11 protein-coding genes are annotated in these 15,497 nt (G+C 35.5%); all 11 read right to left on the reverse strand.

What is annotated here, in order from left to right; all coding sequences use genetic code 11:
- Positions 1 to 18: 18 nt before the first annotated feature.
- The 11 genes from ACOQO1_RS13925 to ACOQO1_RS13975 all read right to left on the reverse strand — a co-directional run bounded on the left by ACOQO1_RS13925 (position 19) and on the right by ACOQO1_RS13975 (position 15,478).
- Positions 19 to 1,011 carry a hypothetical protein gene (locus ACOQO1_RS13925; protein ID WP_420603488.1) on the reverse strand — a complete coding sequence of 331 codons (993 nt, stop codon included), beginning with the start codon at positions 1,009 to 1,011 and terminating at the stop codon, positions 19 to 21.
- An 11-nt stretch (positions 1,012 to 1,022) separates the two neighbouring features.
- A complete protein-coding gene (locus ACOQO1_RS13930) occupies positions 1,023 to 2,162 on the reverse strand; it encodes an NAD-dependent epimerase/dehydratase family protein (protein WP_420603489.1) in 1,140 nt (379 codons plus the stop codon).
- A gap of 87 nt (positions 2,163 to 2,249) precedes the next feature.
- Positions 2,250 to 2,981: a glycosyltransferase gene (locus tag ACOQO1_RS13935; RefSeq protein ID WP_420603490.1), complete on the reverse strand. Its 732-nt coding sequence runs from the start codon at positions 2,979 to 2,981 to the stop codon at positions 2,250 to 2,252.
- A 56-nt stretch (positions 2,982 to 3,037) separates the two neighbouring features.
- Positions 3,038 to 4,684, reverse strand: coding sequence for an alginate O-acetyltransferase AlgX-related protein (locus ACOQO1_RS13940; protein ID WP_420603491.1), 1,647 nt, complete (start codon positions 4,682 to 4,684; stop codon positions 3,038 to 3,040).
- Between the two features lie 83 nt (positions 4,685 to 4,767).
- Entirely contained in the window at positions 4,768 to 6,093 is a 1,326-nt protein-coding gene (locus ACOQO1_RS13945) for an MBOAT family O-acyltransferase (RefSeq protein ID WP_420603492.1), read from the reverse strand.
- Between the two features lie 214 nt (positions 6,094 to 6,307).
- Positions 6,308 to 7,246 (reverse strand): hypothetical protein, encoded by a 939-nt coding sequence (locus tag ACOQO1_RS13950; RefSeq protein ID WP_420603493.1) that lies wholly within the window; start codon positions 7,244 to 7,246, stop codon positions 6,308 to 6,310.
- Between the two features lie 11 nt (positions 7,247 to 7,257).
- The gene (locus tag ACOQO1_RS13955; protein ID WP_420603494.1) at positions 7,258 to 8,610 is read right to left on the reverse strand and encodes an MBOAT family O-acyltransferase; all 1,353 of its coding nucleotides are present in this window, start codon (positions 8,608 to 8,610) and stop codon (positions 7,258 to 7,260) included.
- 285 nt (positions 8,611 to 8,895) lie between these two features.
- The gene (locus tag ACOQO1_RS13960; protein ID WP_420603495.1) at positions 8,896 to 10,623 is read right to left on the reverse strand and encodes an O-antigen ligase family protein; all 1,728 of its coding nucleotides are present in this window, start codon (positions 10,621 to 10,623) and stop codon (positions 8,896 to 8,898) included.
- Positions 10,624 to 10,665: 42 nt separating this feature from the next.
- Complete coding sequence (locus ACOQO1_RS13965; protein WP_420603496.1) at positions 10,666 to 11,829, reverse strand: O-antigen polymerase; 1,164 nt, start codon at positions 11,827 to 11,829, stop codon at positions 10,666 to 10,668.
- Positions 11,830 to 11,925: 96 nt separating this feature from the next.
- Positions 11,926 to 13,251: a PhoX family protein gene (locus ACOQO1_RS13970; RefSeq protein ID WP_420603497.1), complete on the reverse strand. Its 1,326-nt coding sequence runs from the start codon at positions 13,249 to 13,251 to the stop codon at positions 11,926 to 11,928.
- Between the two features lies 1 nt (position 13,252).
- The gene (locus ACOQO1_RS13975) at positions 13,253 to 15,478 is read right to left on the reverse strand and encodes a T9SS type A sorting domain-containing protein (RefSeq protein WP_420603498.1); all 2,226 of its coding nucleotides are present in this window, start codon (positions 15,476 to 15,478) and stop codon (positions 13,253 to 13,255) included.
- Between the last annotated feature and the right edge of the window lie 19 nt (positions 15,479 to 15,497).

Raw genomic sequence — 15,497 nt, forward strand, 5'->3', positions numbered from 1 at the left:
CTTGTCTATGCCAAAGACTTACTTAAAAACTTCTTGTAACCAACTATTAATACTATATTTTTCATAGATTTCTTTATCAATATCTTGATATTTTCCTTTTATAAACTCCATTGGAACCCTAGGGTTCTCCCGATCAACCACATAAATGTTATTAGGGTTGAAAAAATCATAATTTACAATATCCTCATTTGTTGTAATCAACTTTTTTCTTGCGCCCAAAACCTCCAATGTCCTCATGGTGAGGCCAGACTGAACAACTCTTTGGATATCGAGAATACAGTTGGATTTTTTGATTATTCCAATAATTTCATTTTTAGTGAGAGGATTAAAACTAAAATCTCTTCTTCGGGCATTTTTATAGGTTCTTTTAAATAGCTTGCGAACCAGATATATCTTTAAATCTTGTAGGTATATAAAAAAGTATCCTTTTAAATCATTGTTATTGCAAAAGGCCTTTATTTTTGAAACCAATGCAAATCTATCGGTATGGCCAGTGCCTATAAAGGTTATATCGTAACTTATTTCTTCTTCAATTTCACCAATGTTCTTGTAATCATCCACATAGAATAGCGGCCTAAAAAACATGAACGTGTTTCTTTCAACATCTTTTCTGTCAAATGACAGTATTTTATCAAACAAAGGGAAAAGTTCTTTTATGTCCTTACTGCTATTTTTTATGGAATCCCACATAAATAAAATAAACTTTGCCTGTGGTTGGGTATTTCTTAGTTTATTCAACATTTTAAGATTGATTCCTTCTGCCTTTAAAAAAAGCACATAATCGTAATTTGTTTGGGATGTGGATTCGATGATATTGCTGTAGTATCTTTGAATCCTTGGTTTCATGATTCTTTTGTCAAGTCGAATAAGCGCCTTTGTCCAAAAAGTATTTTTTGGACGTTCATCATAAAAATCTACATGGGCCCCCAATCTTACCAGACCATTCTTAATTTCATTCTGATAACCAAAAAAATTTGCTGAGAAGAAGAGTATTTTCTTGCCTTTGAACATAAGTTGATATCTTATTTTAAAAGGCCTTTATCCTTCATTTCATCAATCGATTTGTTATAGGAGTCCTTCTGTATTTCTTGAGACGAAACCCAATTACAAAATCGTCTGATCCCTTCTTTGAAATCTACTTTTGGGTCAAATCCCAAGTCCCTTTTGATTTTGGTCAAATCGGCATAGTTATCCCTTATATCCCCTAATCTAAAATTACCAGAGACCGAGTAATTTACGTCGCTATTATATTGATTTATCAATGCTTCAGCAACTTGCAAAACGTTTGTCCGCACACCTGAACCCACATTATATACATTATAATTTGCACTTTCTTTTTCAATACCCAAAATTGTAGCATCAACAACATCCTGTATATAAACAAAGTCTCTGCTTTCCAGCCCATCTTCGAAAATGTTGATGTCGTTGCCATTCTTAATTCTCGTCGAGAATATGGACAGTATCCCCGTGTAAGGATTGGATAAGGACTGACCAGGGCCATATACATTTTGATATCTAAAAGCTACCACTGGTATTTTCAAGGATTTGCCAGCAATCATGCACATATCTTCTTGAGCTTGTTTGGTCAATCCATATATTGATGAAGGATGTATTTTACTGTTTTCATCCGTAGCACAGAGTATAGCATTTGAATCACATATGGGGCATTTTACTGAAAAGTCGCTTTTCAACATATCTTTTTCCTGTCTTTCTGTTGGGTAAACAATGCCGTGGGTTTCACATTGATATTTGCCTTCACCATAAATAGATCTGGATGAAGCGATAACTATTTTTTCAATGCCATGTTCTTTGTCATTTGCCAGAATATCCAAAAAAATCGCGGTGCCGTTTATATTTACATCTGTGTACTTTTCAATTTCATACATGGATTGACCTGTGCCTGTTTCAGCTGCAAAATGAACAATAATTTGCTGATTCTTAATAGCTTTCAACCAATCATTCCGGTTTCTTACATCCCCTTTTATGAAATTGACTTTATCTTTTGTCAGGTTATAAAGTTCAGATGTCTCAGGATTTTCACCGTGTATCTGTTCAGACAAATTATCCAATACGGTAATTTCGTGACCTCTTTCAATAAGACTTAGAGCCAAGTTCGTTCCTATAAAACCAGAGCCTCCTGTAATAAGTATTTTTTTGTTCAATTTTATGATATTTAATTCTTTAGATTTTCATTAAAAAATCATCTGTTCTAAGGTACAAAACCCAAAACACATGGATAATCATGTTTATTAATTCTTTGTTCCAAAAGTAACTTTCAAAATCCTTTTTATGAGGTAGATCACCCATGAAATTCTTATTTCAATAATTCTTAACAGCGAATTGGTGGTTTTACCTCCAGTGTTGGATACGTTTAAGCCATGTCTTCTATAATGAACAAGTGGTTTGTTATAATAAAAGGTTTTGCCGTAGAAGGAACTTATAAAGAAAATCCACATATCGTGCATTTCAATTTTCCGCGGAAATGGCAAAGCATATTTTAGTAAATGGGCCTTAAATGCCAGTGTTGCCCCTACACAATGATTTTTTATGAAGTTCCGATGCAATCCCCGATGGTTTTTGTTTGGCGAATACATATCGTGACTGTCTTCAAGAGTTGTAGAAAACACACTTAAATTGGTAAAAAGCAGATCGTACCTTTCTAATAGTTCAAGTGTTTTTTCAACTTTATTCCCGTACCACACATCGTCTTGGTCCGACAGAAAAATGATATCCCCTGATGCCCGGCCAATGGCAAACTCAAAATTTAATATTACGTTTCTGAAGGAATTATGAAAAAGCTTTATTCTTGAGTCGTTCAACGATTTGATTATTTCAATTGTGCTGTCTGTAGATCCATCATCTGAAACTATTACCTCATCAGAACTTTTTAATTGTGGAAGTATGGATTGCAACTGCTCTTCAATATATTTTTCCCCATTAAAGGTCGCCATACAAACAGAGATTCTTTTTTTAGACATCATGCAGGCAATTTATTTTTTGCTTAACAATTTGAGCTCCTTTTAAGAGCCAATAAAAATCATTGTATTTTTTGACCAGTACCTCTTTCAACATATCCTTCAATAATTATATCAGGTTTTAATTCATCGACAAAGCGTTCACTGTGCCCCCAGATATAAGTGACCTCATAAAAATGCAAAGACAAAAACTGTATGAGCTTTGTTGTAAAGGAATCTCTAAAAACAAGCACTTTCAGTTTATTTCCGCAATGTTTGTTTCGAGTAATTTTAGTTTGTTTGGGATACCCATCAACAGATAGAAATTCTATTTGATTTTCATTATCCTTTAAATCAAACTTTGGAGCTTTTTCAACAAAATAACCATCATTGTTTACTCCTAACATCTGTATTAATTCCCCTTTCTTAAAATCAGCCCATTCAATATTAAAATCATCAATACTCTTGGGCCTAATGCCCAATTCATCCCTATTCGCATTAAAGAAAGCTTGGTATCCCAAAAAAGCTCCTAAATCATTCCAATGTGTATCAAACTTGTGGTAAAGTTGGTTCCTCTTTTTTCCTTCCATTAAGGCTGGTCTGGGATCAAATAACATTATTGGGGATTTGGTGTCTTTTAAATAATTCAATATTTGGTCTACTCTGGATATGGTGTCTTTAATTTGAGCGTTCATTGTGCCTGGTAAGTACTCTGGGTAAATTGTATGTTTGTTAGGCCAGAAAGTCAAAAAATACTTTATTCCCTTGCCATTGTAACGCTTCTTGTTTTTCTCCCACTTAGCTACCACCCTGTTCAATGTATCTTTCGAGAGAAGATTGGAGTTAGTATAGCTTTTGAAAATCTTACCCTGGACCCTATTGTAAAAAAGCCAATCATTTTTGCCGAATTTTACAAGTTCTGGATGCATAGAGGAACGAAACAGTTTTGTTCTATACGCCCCTCCCCAGTTTATCAAGTAGTTTCTTAATCCGAAATTATCATTAAAATATGCTTCATATTCTTGGGGATACTCTTCAGATAGTTTAAACTCTGGTTTGGGGGTCAATGTCCTTTTTTCAAGATTTTTTGCAGGTTTTATGATCGAAAACAAGCTTTGTGAAGCCGGCAGTATTAAAATAATCAAAAAGATTGCGATAAAGACTGTTTCCTTGGAAATACGAATGAACTCTATATTATAAAACGCGAATAAAAGTATTACCAAAGCAGCAAGCATCGAAACAAGAAAAGGATACTTCACAAGGTTTTGGCTTCGTAACGCATCCAACTCCCTTGAAGTTTGTCTTGACACAAAATAAGGGTCATAGAAGTCTTTTTTCTTACGTTTAGAAACCAACCCTTTAAACGTTCCTTTGTCGTCTATTTTTTTTATATAATTGTTCGTTTTAAAAAGTCGGTTAAAGGCTTCTATATCATATTCAATTTTTTCCCTGTCGTTTAGAAAGACAATTTTTTCTATTGAAATAGGTCCTTGGTTTTTATTGGTCCCTATATCCAATCTCAATCTATTTAGATTATTTATGCTTGGCACATTAAACACAATGTCTTGAAAATCTGTATTTCCTTGAACCCTTGTCTTTATAGATTTTTTGGTCGTAAAACCTGTTTCGCCCTCTTGCGAATGAAATAGCTGAAACACATCGTCATGAATCACCTTAGCAGTTAGTATTACTTGAAGCCTATCATGTGAGGCCGTCTTTATTTTTTTCAAAGAAAAGCCCAAGCTCAAAAATAACAGTAACCCAAATACTACTAATATATATTTTTTATATGCAGTTTTTATCGGCATAAAGCTTAGAATCTAAAGTATATAAATGGGTTATAACTTGACTGTGCCAATTCAATAATTGAAAGTAAGAACAGTGCCAAGTAAAACGAAAATCTAACCAAATCATTCATTGACCTCATAGATTTTTTGGAGATGTTTGCCCATAGCTGGGCAAACTTTTTTCTAACGGGCATTGCAAATACAATAGCCGAACAGATCATTATTATGGTATATGGATTCAAATAAATAAATGCCATTTCATTTTCCCCTGTTGTGAGGCCCAACATACTTTTTATAAACACTATTGCCTCTTTCATTGTTTCGGCCCTGAAGAACACCCAGCCAAAGATTACAATTGCCAAAACATACAAATGTTGAAGAAAACCGGGCCACTTGCTCGTTTTAAGGATTTTTGCTCTTTCAAATATTAAAAAAGCTCCATGAAAAAGACCCCAAAAGATGAAGTTCCAACTGGCGCCATGCCATAAACCCGTAATAAAAAAAACAATTATCAAATTTCTATACGTATGAAAAAGGCCGCCTCTGTTTCCCCCTAACGGTATGTAAAGGTAATCTCTAAACCATGTTGACAAAGAAATATGCCATCTGCGCCAAAAATCTTGAATTGAAGTAGATATATAGGGGTAATTGAAGTTCTCTTTAAAATTGAATCCAAGCATTTTTCCCAAACCAATTGCCATATCCGAATACCCGGAAAAATCAAAATATATTTGAATAGTATAGCATAAAATACCTAACCAGGCAGAACTTGTGGAAATTTCATTCGCGGAAACCGAAAATACTTGGTCTGCAATAAACGCTGCATTATTGGCTATAATGACCTTTTTGGCAAGACCGCGAACAAATCGTATTATTCCTTCGGTAAACAATGGAATCGTAATCTGCCTCTTTTTAATTTGTAGATCAACATCGTGATATCTCACAATTGGTCCAGCTATCAGCTGAGGGAAAAACGATATATAAAGCCCTAAGTGTAAAAGGTTTTTCTGTACCTCGGCATCTTTTCTGAATACGTCTATTAAATAAGAAATTCCTTGAAAGGTAAAGAATGAAATGCCTATGGGTAAAAGTATATTGGTGTGGTCATAGTCAACATATAGCCCTACTTCTTGAAGATTAGCTATAATAAAGTTGGCATATTTATAATAAAACAACAGAGCCAAATTTGCCCCAATAGCAACCCCTAGGACTAATTGGGAAATTTTACGCTTCTTTTCAAAAAAATAAACAATCCCTATGCCTGAAATATAGTTGATACTTATTGAGGATAGCATTAACAAAACCAATAAACCTTCTCCCCATGCATAGAACAGCAAACTTGCTATTAGCAAAAAAACATTTCTATAGTCTTTTTTTAATAAATAGTTTATGATTAAAACAAGTGGTAAAAAAATAAATAAAAATATCGTAGAGCTGAAAACCATATAAAATCTATGCCTATCTATTTATTCTTTAGTAGAGGGAGCAAAAATATACAATACATAATAATATTGCAGCCTTAATTCTTCTTTTGAAGAAATATCCTTATTGAAACCACTGATCCAACTAATTTAATATCTGGACTCCCCTGCTCTTAATGTCATCAATCAAGGAGATTGTTCGTATTTCCCTTCCCAACTGATTAGTGTGGTAATGTGAATTAAAAAAATATTCCCGCGGATACACATAACTTTTCGTTTCATTCAATAGGGGAATCCTTGCCGAACTGGAAAAAAACCGCCAAAAAGGCAATATCTCCTTCATGTCATAATACCCTTCAACTATCACGGGTGGTGTTATATAGAATTCGATTCCTTTTTTATTAAAATATTTACTATAATCCTGGAGGTTTTTTATCAATGACGACTTTTCTGTCAGTTTAGGCAGTTTATGTTCAGTGACCTCTTTTTCGTAGGTTCCCATTAAGCGCTCGGACTTAAGGTTGTCTCCATCAAAAGCTTTTATACTGTATACAGAGTTTCTGTCTTTTTTTGCTTTGGAGGGGAATCGTTTAATATTATGATTTATTGTTTTGAACAGCCCTGAAAATGTAGATTTCAAGAGTATTTTATCATTTAATAAAGCTCCTATCTGTGAAAAGTCATATGTTATTATTTTTGGCAGTTCAACACCATTCATTTTATTCCAATATTGGTTTCGCAAACCTCCATATTCTTTGGTCAGTATTAAAACATCTCCTTTGCGCAAATACCCCTTTACCTGTTCTATGGTATATTTTAAAGGCAACCCGCCATGTAAAGCCATATTAACAACTGGGACCCCAAGTTCTTTTTCCATCAAGCTGGAATCTATCCCAAAACTACCATTGCTACCACCAATTATAACTATTTTGGATCCTTGGGTCATCTTCAATTTTTCCAACTTTGGTGCTACTCCAGCAATGTATTCTATTTTATAATCTGGATTAAGAAACATTGCCAAATAAGAAATAATAAGAATCAGTGCAAAAAGTATTATGCTTTTAATAAATAGCTTTACTGCCACCTCTTAGTCTTTTAAAATTGAAAATATATAAATGCAGCTTTCTCATTGCCTCCATATACTCCATAAATCAGAATATAGAAGACAAGGGTAAGGTAGAAGGTCCATCTTATAACCAAATGTTGTTTTTTAAGTATCTCCATAAGGTTGTACTTTCTTTCCAATACATTTGCCAGAAACAAAAGTAAAATTGCAATATAGGCAACTTTAAATTCGGTTCTGTCCAATCCAAGTTTGTATATCCCATTTCCGATAATCACTTCAGGGTTGAAAAAAAACAAATTTTTAACAATATAGAAGGAATCCCCTAGCGTATTTGCCCTAAAAAAAATCCATGCAAAAGTTACCAAGGTAAAAGTAAGGCCAACTTTATAGGCTTTGTATCCCCAAGCATTGTGGTTAATTTTTAAACTTTGGTAGCTTCTTTTTAAGAAAGGCGTAAAAGTTATGTCTATGATTTGATATGCCCCATGAAGAAAACCCCATATCAAAAAATTCCAACTGGCTCCATGCCACAGCCCGCTTACCAGAAAAACAATCATGATATTTCTATACCATTTCCATTTGGTCACTCGGTTTCCACCAAGTGGAAAATACAAATAGTCTCTAAACCATGCCCCTAAAGTAATGTGCCATCTACGCCAAAATTCTGGTATTGATTTAGAAAAGTATGGTCTATCAAAATTTTTGGAAAGATCATACCCAAATACTTTTGCCGCTCCGATGGCGATATCGGTATATCCAGAAAAATCGCATAATATTTGGATAGCAAAGAAAAATGTTGCTACCATAAGTTCTATTCCCTTGTATTCCGTTGGATTGTTATATACGGTATCGACCAAAATCGCCAATCTATCCGCAATTACCATTTTTTTAAAAAATCCCCAAGCCATTAGAACCAACCCTTCCCTGATTTGGTAATAATCAAAAGACTTTGGGTGTTTGAATTGAGGAAGCAAGTTAACCGACCTCTCTATGGGTCCTGCTACCAGTTGAGGGAAAAATGACACAAATAGAGCATACTTGCCAAAATTCCTCGTTGCCTCAATTTTTCCACGATAAACATCCATGGTGTAACTAAGTGCCTGAAACGTATAAAAGGATATTCCAACAGGTAATAAAACATTGATATTGGAAACCGTCCAATTTAGGCCCAAATAGTCAAACAAATTTGTCAAGTTCTCATTAAGGAAGTTGAAATACTTAAACCCCACTAAAATGGCAAGGTTTGAAATAAAACTGATGGCCACATAAAGTTTTTTGTTGCCCCTGCCGGTCTTATTCACTTTATGAATGTAAATACCACTTAAAAACGTAATGAGAGTAGAAATCAATAATAGCAAGGCATATTTTGGATTCCAGCTCATATAGAAAAAGTAACTGGTAATCAACAACCACAACCACCTTACTTTTTTTGGAAAAATAAAATATAAGGTGACTACAACAGGGAAAAAGAGAAGGAAGCCAAAAGAGTTAAAAAGCATACTTGCGGGTGGTGGTTATATGGCAGATAATAAGGCTTGTTTTATAGAATTGTATTACTAACTTCTTTACTGTAAATAACTCTTAGTTATGAATGAATACGTCTTTCTAAACCAAAATCATTTTAATAGACAGCCACAAATTTATCAATCTATTTTGTATAAATAATTTTAAGGCTTCCCTTTTACTTCTATTCTACAATATTCAGCACTCATGGCCAAAAACAAAAAACATATAACGTACAAGGGTTTAGATGTCTGTAATATTGACTCGGTCAGAAAAATATAGACTAAGCCAAAAATAAACAGTGTCAGGAACGAATTTTGATAGAGCTTTGACTTATAAAAAAGATAAAACCCTCCTATGATTAACAGCAACAGCCCTACCATGCCGATTTCAATTAAAAAGGTCAGAAATTGATTATGGGAATGGTTGAGGTCCATGGAGTTTGTGACCTTCAAATTGTCAATGAAAACATCGTTCTGCAAAACATGTTCAGATTGATTGACCCCATAACCAAAAAAAGGTTTCTCTTTTATCGCTTTCCAGGAAACTTGCCATAAATAATTTCTGTTGGAGTCAATTTTTCCAATGTTAAAAACCAAGAACGTCGCCACCAGAACAAATAGCAAGGCATTTATTTTGACGAGTTTTTTTCCCTTCCATTTGAATGCCAAATTCATAAGGTAAACCGCATAAATCAATAGGCAAATTCTTGTGGCCGATAGGACAATAAAAGATAAAAGCAAAACATGATATAAACACAATAGTGCGGTATTGACTTCCTTCTTCTCATGAAGTTTGTGAAAGAACAACATTCCTATTAAACCAAAAAAGGAAAGAAATGCCGCATGGTCATAATATAACCACTGTCTTATATCGCCGCTATAGATCTTAATGTCTCTATAATAATCCAGTATTCCCAAACCATAAAAATCATTGAACCACAACAAGAAATTTACGCCCGAGACCAACATGATTGCATTTAACATTAAAAAAAAGAAGGCATAATACCTGAAAATCGTATTTCTTGAAAATGATATTGTCATACCAATAACTGCAAACATTAAATACGACAATTGCAGGTCAAAAGATGAAAAACTGGAAGGCCTTCCAAAAATTGCGTATAAGCAAAATACCCCTATAAAAATTACGCCCTGATATTTAAATTGAACCTTTCTCGTTTTAAAAAAACGGACCACCCCGTATAAGCACAAAAGAATTGCAAAAAAAGTTGTCCAGGCAATTTTTAAGGGAATACAGATAATGAACAGCAGTACTAAGAAATCCAGTAGCGTTATTTGGTAAGACTTCCAATGAACAATCAGGTATACGATTAAAAAAATGAAAAAGGGCAATAACAGCACCATTTTGTAATTTGATTCCTGCAATACCAATTCTCCCAATGGTGAAAAAATGATATAAGGGTCAAAAGGGTCAACATTTTTCTTGAATTGGATGATTTGATTTTTTTTGTCCAGATCAACAGAGGAGCTAACATTGTAAAGACCGGCAAAAACTTCATCTTGATCAAGTACCATGGTATCGTTTTGGAACAGTAACTGTAACTGTTGAATTCGTACGGATTCAATTTTAGGGTCGTTTCCAAAATCCAACCTAAGTTTTTTGACAACTTTTTCCGTGTCCGGAAATAGAAAAAGCAAGGTGTCCGAGCCTCCTAAAATATTGCTCAGCTTGTTGGAGCCATTTATCTTATCAGAATAGGTATATACCAAGGTTGAGTTGAAATCGGTTTCTGAATCAACTATGAATTTTATTCCTTGAAAATCTTGGACTATTTTTTGTTTTATTGAATTCGCATAAAAGAAGGACAAGACCAACGATGCAATAATGCATAATGGTATGAAGTAAAGAAATTGGATTCTATTTTTGGTCACTGCTGTTTTCTTTTAGCACTCCTTATTCAACATACACAAAATTCAACCCGTTTTGAGAACAATTTTTTTTCTTTCAAAGAATGCAAAAATCACGCAATATGCCAATTGAAAAGAAATTCCCGTTACTATCAACATATTGGTAAAAATATTCAGTAGAACAATAACGGATAAAACCCCGATCGTGGTCGTGTGATAGCTACTCCTCCTTGGAACAAGATAGATTACCATTAAATATACCAGAAGGTTCGAAAAAAAAAGCAAATAAGGCCCATACCAGCCTAAGTACGAGAAAGATCTGGCATATGTGGTTCCAACGGTAAGCCAAGGAACAATTCTTACCAAATCTTTCCTTTCAACCTGTAGGGGCCCACCTAAATTTTTAGAGATGATCCTTGGGAGATTTTCGTAAAACACAAACCCCATAAAATCATATTCTCCTACACTTTTCTTGTTAATTGTATTCTGAAAGTTCGCAAGTGGAGATGCTACATAAAGATAAGTCCAATAAAATTCTTTGGGCATTGAAGATTCCATAAAATCTTTGGTAGCCTTGCTTTGGGTATAAATATAATCTCCTCCGGACCTAAGGTTTCCTACCACTCCAAACAAAAATAGGGCAGTGAATGCCAAAACAGCCAACTTTAACTGGTTCTTCACTTTTATTCTTCCAATAAAATGCATGTATATAAAAAGTGAGGTCAATAAACCAAAAACAATAATGCTCCTATTAAGAATAAAAAGGGCAGGGACGTACAGAAGTAAGTAATACGTCAACGCTTTTTTTCTTTTTGTCGACATGTATACGGTAAAGGAATGGGCAATTAAAAACGAATTGAACGAAATCAATGTTCCATGTAAAAGGGGAATGCCAAATTCTTTATAATCTATACCAGGTCTACCCATTAATTTAGCCAATAGCGGCACATCCCTTTCGTACAAGAATTCCAAAAAATACAGTGCAATAATTAGATAAAAACAAATAGTGATCAGTTTTTGTTTGGTTGTTGCAGGTGCCCTTCTAATAAGTTTTAGTTGATGAACAGCTATTGCAAAAAAAATGAATGTTATAAAGGTTATCGTGAAGAATATCTTTACTTCCGTAGTCAAAGAAGGATAAATTTCAGACCAATCCAAGGCATACACAAAGAAAGCGAGTGTAAAACCCAAAATATAAATAAAAAAAGGATTTCTTAGGAGTCTGAACATTCAATATCTATTACCAAAGCCAATATTTGGCAAACAATATTACTCATATTGAATGGCTAAATTAATCTTTATTGCATCAAATGTGGCAAATACAGCTCATTCATTTCCTAAATTTTCTCTTCTGGAAATGACCAATGACGTATGATTATCAAATTCAATACCATTACCCGCTGCATCTATCTGCTCCGTACTGTTGTTTGCCGCGTCGGGTCCTTGTATGGACATAAAAAGGTATTTATAATCGGGGGTAAAGGTTATTCCAGTGGGTTCTGAACCTAAAGGTGCAATTCCGAACAGCTTAACATTTGGTTGGGTTTGGGTATGACCCTTTTCCACGACCCAAATATAGTTTTCGCTTCCGTCTTGTAAAACCCATAAATTGCCTTCACCATCAAATGCCAAATTATCATTTCCTGTTCCCCATGAAACTTCAGTTTCTTGTCCTTCATGCACTATGGAATACTTCATTGCTCCAACGAAGGTCTCCATTGTAAGATCGAGCCCGGTTATTGGGTCCGAGTCCTTAAAGCGATATACCCTGTCTTCAGCTTTTACAGCAAAATATACCATTCCGTCCGGGCCTATCTCTACATCTTCAATGCCTCCAAATATAGTGGCTCCTGCCATTTCACTTTGCTCAAGAGTTGTATTTCTTTCCTCGATCGTAGCGTTGTTTAAAAGCATCCAGTTCCCCGACCCCTCTTTGCTCCCCACATAGACAAAGAGTTTGCCAGAACTTAAATCTCTTTCATTGTCCGCTACAAACTTATAAAGATATCCAGGGTTAGAATCGGCCCCTTCATAAACCGTGCGAAGATTTGAATGAATGGTAACATTTTCATGGGCAAAATTACCCAAGGCCCATCTTTTGTCTATAACCTTTTTGGTTGCAGGGTCAATCTCTACCGCCCAGCCAAAATCGTTGTATCCGTCATTATTGTCATCGATTACCTGAACCCTTTCTTCACATGAGATTATGGTATTCCATGGGGTCACCGTTCCGGAACAATTGTTCTTGGTGCCCCCAACATCCGAAAAATCAACCGCTTCAGATGTGTTTACCCGCCACAATTTTGATTCAGGGTCAAAGTCAATATCCAAAATGGTCACTCCTCCTGGACTAGTTTCAGAATTTATACTCAGATATCCTTTGGTGCTGCTTCCATTTATAGGTACGTATCCTGTAAAATCGTTTCTCGGTGGAAGTGTACCCCCTGCCGTAAGTGGATCTCCGGCCTCTATGATTTTTTGAAAAGTATGTGTTGTTGGGAAGACAAAATCCGTACTTTGAATACCGGGCTCAACGGATGTAAACTCGCTAATGGATTTTACTTCAATAGTTTTTTCTTTAAGATTATCGTCAGCGTTTGAACAGGAACAAACTACAATAATGGTCAACAATAGGACAATTTTTTTTGCCATATCAATTGATTACAATTTTTTTTGTCGTCATTTCAGTATCATTCTCAATACTAACAACATACATTCCCTTGTCAATTATTGGAATATCCACCAGAGCAAAAAAGGTATCGCTAACAGATGTTTTAAATACCAATCTGCCCTGTATATCAAAAACCTTAATTTTTGTAGGTTCTGTATTCTTAAGTGCTATGGTAAATTGACCGGTATTTGGTACAGGGTATATGTTCAAAACTTCTGGCTCTGTATTAAAAGGAGCTTCATTTTCATTTGTGGTTATGAAAATCCTATCCCAGGCCACGCCTTCTTTGTTAGCTGCGATACGTAATGGGTATACCCCCTCAGGAATATTACCGAAAACCACCTTCACCCAACTTTCACCTCCAAAGCTATTTGTGGTCAACGTCTCAACTTGTAATTCCCTTTCTAAGTCGTTAAAAGCTATTTTTAAGCTGTTGCCCATACCATCTAACCTAGTGGCATTGACCCAAACATAGTACGTGCCCTCTGTAAAAGTCACTAAACGGTGCTCGCTGTAGGCATAAGCCCCCTCATCAATGGGAGCATTCACAATCTGCCCGGCACTTGAACCCTCTACACTCATAACCTGTGCGCTGCCCACTAAATATCTATAGTCTTCAGCCTCAATAAACAGACTCTCGCTTACCTCGATAACTGAATCGTTAAAATCGTTTACGAAAAAAACCGTTATTTTATCACTACTTGTTTTCTCTCCGTCAGTAGCTGTTAATTTCAACTCATAGACGCCTTGCACATCAAAGGTGACCTCGGTTTCCGCACTATTGGCATCGGTAAAAATTACATCCTCTCCTTCAGGGCCAGATTCCAAAGTCCATTGCACCATTATATCACTGTTCTCTGGTAGACCATCATCAGAAACCAGGCCTGAAAGCAACAATGTATTATTAGGGTGTAACAGCACTTGGTTTTCTGCCAAAGAAACCGACGGAGCAATGTTTTCAACAGGTAAATCTTGCGCGAACTCCTTGGCTCCAATATCCGGAAACTCACCTAAAATATCCTTATCATCCACGGTTTGACCTAGCCCATTTACAGCATATGTTTTTATACCGGCTTCTATGCAGGGACTCTCCTCTTCCAAGGAATAGTCTAATTTTAACAAAGGATTTTCCAAGATATTATTGGTTCCTGTTAATGCGTTTATAAAATCAGTTCCATTGTTGAACAGACAGTTGTAATCTGAACTGGAATCATTGTCCAATTTCTTGATGGCTGCAGTTGTACTGTTTAAGATGATATTGTTAAAAACAAGCATCTTGTTTGCCCCTGTAATACTATGGTCGTTATTGTCAAACACATTGTTGTAAACAAAGGTTTCCTCCTCCATGTATGAACCTTCAAAATTTTCAACGGTATTGCCATTACTTGTACAACCAAGTCCTACCATTGCACTATTTCGGATGATATTATGGTGAATCTGGAACTCCCGTCCTGAATCGCCATCGTAATCTATTAACTGAATGCCATCTTCATCTGCGCCTGAAATGTAATTGTAACGAATGACGTGCAATCTTTCCGACCCATCATTGTTATGCAGTCTAATTTCAAACCCATCATCCCCCGGGTTCACTATAGTATTATATTCGGCCACCCAACTTAAGCTGTCGTCTGCATCAATGGCTTCATCACCATTGTTTTCAAAATAATTATGTGCAAAATAACCTCCCCCAGCCTCAATGCTCAGGGCATCACTGCCATTATCATAAAAACTACAATTTGTCACTTCAATGTATTCACTTTCTGTGGTCAATTGTTTATGGGCATCTCTAAACGTTAATCCAATACATTTAGAATCCGAAGCGTTCTTGTCGAACAGCACAAGCGGATCTAAATTGACATCACTTGTTATAACCGTGGCATTAATATCAGATTCATCATTAGAATTGATATATTCTGAAGTCAAGGTAATGGGTTTGTCAACAAAAATAGTTTCGGATAACTGATAAGTGCCCTGGGATAAAATGATCATATCATAATCTTGGGCAGCATCTACAGCTTCTTGAATGGTACTGTAATCCTGGGGCACCCTAATAACGGAAGCTGTTGGCGCAAGTTTGGTAGGATTGTGCGGTTTTCCCCTTCCAATGGTTAGAGCTTTGGACATTGATGATGCATGGCATATGGCCATACCTCCAATTAAAGCAGTGAACAACCACAGAACTAAATCATTTGTGCGAATCTTGCCCATTCTTTTAAAGTATAACCAA

This window comes from Flagellimonas sp., from assembly GCF_965222555.1.
GTDB lineage: Bacteria > Bacteroidota > Bacteroidia > Flavobacteriales > Flavobacteriaceae > Flagellimonas.